This is a genomic window from Halogeometricum sp. CBA1124, assembly GCF_009741955.1.
Classification (GTDB): domain Archaea; phylum Halobacteriota; class Halobacteria; order Halobacteriales; family Haloferacaceae; genus Halogeometricum; species Halogeometricum rufum.
On record NZ_WPCD01000238.1, the window covers coordinates 1 to 5,105 of the forward strand.

Genomic DNA, 5,105 nt, shown 5'->3' on the forward strand with positions numbered 1-5,105 from the left:
GCGTTCTGCGCCGGCGGCGACGTGAACGCGATGCTCCAACTCCGCGCCGACGAGTGGACGACCGACGAGGCGGTTCGACACGTCATCGACGACACCGCCGGCGTCGTCAAGCGCGTCTACGACTGCGAGTACCCGACGGTGGCGAAGATAGACGGCCCGGCCGTCGGCGCGGGCGGCGCCCTCGCTCTCGCCTGCGACGTGCGCGTCTTCTCGGGGGAGGGCCGAATCGGCTTCAACTTCGAGCAACTCGGACTGGCCGTCGACTCCGGCGTCTCGTACCTCCTGCCCCGCGAAGTCGGCGCGGGCGTGGCGAAGGAACTCGTCTACACCGGCGAGATTCTGGACGCCGAACGGGCCGCGGAGTTGGGGCTGGCCAACCGCGTCTTCGAGGACGACTTCGAGGCCGACTTCGAGTCGTTCGTCGGCGAGATAGCGGGCGGACCGACGGCGGCCCTCAGAACGTCGAAGCGGCTCATGCGACGCGGGTTCGAGGTGTCGCTCGACACCGCCATCGAACACGAGGCGGCCGCGCAGGGCGCGATGTTCGAGACGGCCGACCACGAGGAGGGCGTCGACGCCTTCCTCGAACGCCGCGACCCGGAGTTCGGCGGCCGGTAGTCAGCCGGTGTCGTCGCCGGCCGGCGGTCCGTCGTCGCGGCCGCCGAGCGAGCGAACGCGCCGGCGACGGTGCAAGAGGTAGGCGACGCAGACGGGCGGAAAGAAGAGCGCGACGGCCGCGTAGACCCACTTGGCGCGGCCGAACTCGACCCCGGCGGCGGCGAGGGCGCGGGTGTCCTGCAGCAGTGCGGCCGCCGACAGCGGTGCCAGAAGCAGCGTGTACGCCGACCGGACCGTCGCCCAGAGGAACGTCCCCGACTGGAGGGCGCGCCAGTCGAGGACGGCGAGGAGCGTCCACGCGAGCGCGCCGGTCAGGAAGAGCGCGCGCCACGGTCCCGATTCGTCTCGCTCGCGGTCCTCGGGATGGAGGACGGCGTCCGGCGGGTCTGAACGGTTCACGACCGCCGTTAGGAGCCGAACGGTTTGAACGATGCGCCGGTCGCGCGTCGCCGACGCCGGGGCGGGTCGCGGGCGCGGCGACGGTGACGAAGCCGCGGGAACGGAGGCTACTTGACCGGTCCCCGAGTCCGACGAGACATGAGCGCGGACCTCTCCGTCACAGTCTGGAACGAGTACCGACACGAACGCGACAGCGAGGCGGTGGCCGAGGTGTACCCCGACGGCATCCACGAGGCCATCGCCGCGGGCTTCGAGGAACGCGGGTTCGAGACGCGAACGGCCACGCTGGACGACCCCGAACACGGCCTGACCGAGGGCGTCCTCGACGAGACGGACGTGCTGACGTGGTGGGGCCACCGCGCGCACGACGAGGTGGCCGACCACGTCGTCGAACGCGTGGTCGAACGCGTCCGCGACGGGATGGGACTGCTCGTCCTCCACTCGGCGCACTACTCGAAGCCGTTCAAGTCGCTCATGGGTACCTCCTGTGCGCTGAAGTGGCGCGAGGCCGACGAACGCGAGCGTCTGTGGGTCATCGAACCGGGCCACCCCATCGCCGACGGCCTCCCCGAACAGATCGAGATTCCCGAGGCGGAGATGTACGGCGAACGGTTCGACGTGCCCGCGCCGGACGAACTCGTCTTCACCAGTTGGTTCGAGGGCGGCGAAGTGTTCCGGTCGGGGTGCTGTTACAACCGCGGGTCGGGCAGGGTGTTCTACTTCCGCCCGGGTCACGAGACGTACCCCATCTACTACCGCGACGACATCCGCGACGTGTTGGCGAACGCCGCCGAGTGGGCCGCGCCGACGGACGGGCCGGACCCGTTCTACGGCAACGCCGGCCCACTCGAAGAACTGTAGCCGCGTCCCCGCTGACCGACCGACGCCGCGGGGTCGCGACCCCGCGTCGCAGTCAGTATTTATCCGTCCGGTCCTACGGTGCGACCATGGCAGAACCGACCGGTGGGCAACGGCGACTCATCTTCGGGTTGTTCGTCTTCGCCTTCCTCGTCTTCGTCGCCGGCGTCGTCGTCGTCGCGTTCCTCGCGGGCGTCATCTGAGAACGGACCGACGCACACGGACCGTCGAAACGGACGCGCACTCGGCTCTCGCGGCCGACCGAACCCTCACTCGTCGTCGTCGGGGCGGTGCGTGACGCCGTCTTGCTGGTCCGCGCGCTTCCGCCGGAGTGCGGCGGCGGCGTTCGAGGCGTCGTAGCCGAAGAAGACGTTCTCCGCGTAGGACTCGGCTACCTCCGTCGCGTGGATGAGGTCGTCCAGTTCCATCTCCGCGTCGACGGCGTACAGTTCGATGGCGAACGGCACGTCGAGGGGGTCGAGCAGCGACCGGAACCCCTTGGCGATGGTCTCCAGCCAGTACGTCGTTCCGTAGTGGATATCGTAGAGGGGGACGACGAACTCGTCGACGTACTCGGCGAGAGCCTCGATATCGAGTCCGGCGCGGCGGTAGAGATGCCCCGGATACGGGTCGGGGTACAGCGTCAGGTACGTCCGGCCGGGGATGCGGTCGGCCGCCTCCGCGACGAACTCGGTTATCACCTCGGCGCGCCACTCGTACCAGTCGTCGTCGTCGCCGTCCCGTCCCTCGGCGTCGGCCCACTCGGCGAACAGGCGTTCGCACCGGTCGCAGCGACAGTAGCCGTCGCGGGGGAAGCCCACGTCGTCCAGTCGCACGTCGGGGTTCTCGGCGGCGCAGTCCGCGACGATTTCGAGGAGGCCCGACCGGTAGTCCTCGTTCGTCGGGCAGATGTACGCCCAGTCGAAGTAACGCTGGTCGCGCGTGGCGCGTTCGCCCTCGCCGTCCACCGGGACGAGTTCGGGGTTGCTGTTCGCGGCGGCGGTGTCGCCGAAGCACGACACCATGTTCACCGCCTCCGGGAGCGGTTCGGCCGCCCGGCCGGTGACGTCTTTGACCTCGTAGAACGCCCGGTCGAAGTCGGGCCACTCCACCTCGTCGGGGTTTCGCGTGACGACGCCGTACATGCACCGACGTTGCCGAGCGAACGGCATGAGTCGTTCGTTCGGGCGTCGTCACTGCGGGCGCGGCGTCGAAAGAAACGGAGGTGGTTCGCGGGCGGTTCGTCTGTGCCGACGGCTCACTCCTCGACTTCGACTTCGACGGGTTCGGACCCGCCGGAGACGAGGACGTAGACGACGGCGACCAGTGCGAGTACGAAGAGCAGTTTTGCTTTTCCGGACATACACTACCGTACGTCGGTTCGGTACAAAGTGATTTCCCCTCGTTCCGACGGACGGGAACGTGAAGCGGACATCGAAACTGACGTTCCGGCCAGCGAACGATGTTGTCGTCTCTGCGTCCGAATCGGCCGAGCGCGGGTCGCTCCGACTCTGCACCGGGGGAACCACCCAACGCGGACGCGCGCGGGGTCAGTTCACGTCGAGGTTCGCGGCCACCTCGTCCTCGCGGACGATGCTGCCGCAGTAGCCGCAGCGGAGGCCGTCCGAGAGCACCTCGAACCGGGAGACGACCGGTTCGTCGGCGTTCGTGATGCAGTTGCGGTTCGGACAGGAGAGGACGCCCGTCACCTCCTCGGGGCGTTCGACGCGCTTCTTGTCGACGACTTCGTAGTCGCGGACGATGTTGATGGTCGCCTCCGGAGAGATGACCGAGAGGACGTCCACCTCGGACTGACTCAGTTCTCGCCCCTCGACCTTCACGATGTCCTTGCGGGCGAGGCGGTCCGACGGCACGTTCATCCCGATGGAGACGGCCTCGCCGCCGGAGCCGTCGATGCCGAGGATGGCGAGGACGTTCAGCGCCTGTCCCGCGGTGAGGTGGTCGATGACGGTGCCGTCGCGAATCTTCGAGACGCGGAGTTCTTTCTCGCTCATCGGTGACCCTCCAGCAACATGTCGAGCAGCGCCATCCGCACCGGGACGGCGTTGTGTGCCTGTTCGAAGTACTTGGCGTGGGCCGTCTCGTCCACCTCGGGGGCGATTTCGTCCACGCGGGGGAGCGGGTGCATCACCGTCAGCGACTCCTTGGCGGCCGCGAGGTCGTCGGCGTCTATCTGGTACTGCCCGGCGACTTTCCGGTACTCGTTCTCGTCGGGGAAGCGTTCGCGCTGGATGCGCGTCACGTAGAGTACGTCGAGTTCCGGGAGCACCTCCGCCAACTCGGTGTGTTCGCGGACCTGCGCGCCGCGCGTGGAGGTCGTAGCGGACGCTGCGGGGGAGTTGCAGGCTCTCGGGGCTGATGAAGTGCTGGCGGACGTCGAAGTTGGTCAACGCCTCGGCCAGCGAGTGGACCGTCCGGCCGTACTTCAGGTCGCCCATGACGCCGATGGTGAGGTCGTCCAGTCCGGCGTTCTCCCGAATCGTGTACAGGTCCAAGAGCGTCTGGGTGGGGTGTTGGCCGGCGCCGTCGCCCGCGTTGATGACGGGCACGTCGACGAACTCGGCGGCCATCTTCGCCGCGCCCTCTAGGGGGTGCCGGAGGACGATGCGTCCGCGTAGCCCTCGACGACGCGAACGGTGTCGGCGAGGCTCTCGCCCTTCTTCACCGACGTGGAGTCGACCGGTCCCATGTCGACGGTTCTGCCGCCCAACCGCTTCATCGCGGTGTCGAAGCTCATCCGCGTGCGGGTGCTGGGTTCGAAAAAGCACAGCCCGAGTACCGTTCCGGCGTGTCGCTGCCGCCACGCCGCCGGGTCGGCGTCGATGTCCGCCGCGCGGTCGAGCACCGCCTCGACGTCGTCCCGCGACAGTTGAGTCGCGGAGATGAGGTGGTCCTGACGCATCGTCGGATAGCGGGTCGTGGACCGACTTGAATCACTCGGCTTCGAATCGTGGGTGAAATATGCACGTCCGTGGATTCCCGCTCGCGACGACGCCGACTCGTCGGGCCGTCCGCCGCGAACCGACTCGGGTCAGCCACCCGCCGTCCGCCGCGTCTCCGACCCGCCGCGGTACGCGTCGTTCACGTGGTCGAACACGTAGTCGACGGTGGCGGGGTCGTACGTCCAGAACCCGTAGAACCGTCTGGGTTCGCGTTCCTCGGCGACCAGCGCGGACTTCGCGTCGTCGTCGCCGCCGCCGTCGTGGGCG

5 protein-coding genes and 1 pseudogene are annotated in these 5,105 nt (G+C 68.4%); 2 read left to right on the top strand and 4 right to left on the bottom strand.

All coding sequences use genetic code 11. The features are described from left to right. Positions 1-618: enoyl-CoA hydratase/isomerase family protein (locus GJ632_RS19245; RefSeq protein ID WP_191453776.1), on the top strand; the 618-nt coding region annotated here is incomplete at its 5' end. On the opposite strand, the gene GJ632_RS19250 is transcribed toward GJ632_RS19245, so the two are convergent. Next, complete coding sequence (locus tag GJ632_RS19250; protein ID WP_191453777.1) at positions 619-1,017, bottom strand: hypothetical protein; 399 nt, start codon at positions 1,015-1,017, stop codon at positions 619-621. Between the two features lie 138 nt (positions 1,018-1,155). Here GJ632_RS19250 and GJ632_RS19255 point away from each other — a divergent pair, with 138 nt between their 5' ends. Continuing rightward, positions 1,156-1,878 carry a ThuA domain-containing protein gene (locus GJ632_RS19255; RefSeq protein WP_191453778.1) on the top strand — a complete coding sequence of 241 codons (723 nt, stop codon included), beginning with the start codon at positions 1,156-1,158 and terminating at the stop codon, positions 1,876-1,878. Positions 1,879-2,144: 266 nt separating this feature from the next. Here the strand turns inward: GJ632_RS19255 and GJ632_RS19260 are convergent, their stop codons facing one another. From GJ632_RS19260 to pyrB, 3 genes and pseudogenes are all read right to left on the bottom strand, one after another. After that, the gene (locus GJ632_RS19260; RefSeq protein ID WP_191453779.1) at positions 2,145-3,020 is read right to left on the bottom strand and encodes a hypothetical protein; all 876 of its coding nucleotides are present in this window, start codon (positions 3,018-3,020) and stop codon (positions 2,145-2,147) included. A gap of 405 nt (positions 3,021-3,425) precedes the next feature. After that, a complete protein-coding gene (gene pyrI / locus GJ632_RS19265; RefSeq protein WP_089806723.1) occupies positions 3,426-3,890 on the bottom strand; it encodes an aspartate carbamoyltransferase regulatory subunit in 465 nt (154 codons plus the stop codon). Then, positions 3,887-4,798, bottom strand: a pseudogene (gene pyrB, locus GJ632_RS19270) (aspartate carbamoyltransferase). The gene pyrI and the pseudogene pyrB overlap by 4 nt, the downstream one beginning before the upstream one ends. Positions 4,799-5,105: the final 307 nt, after the last annotated feature.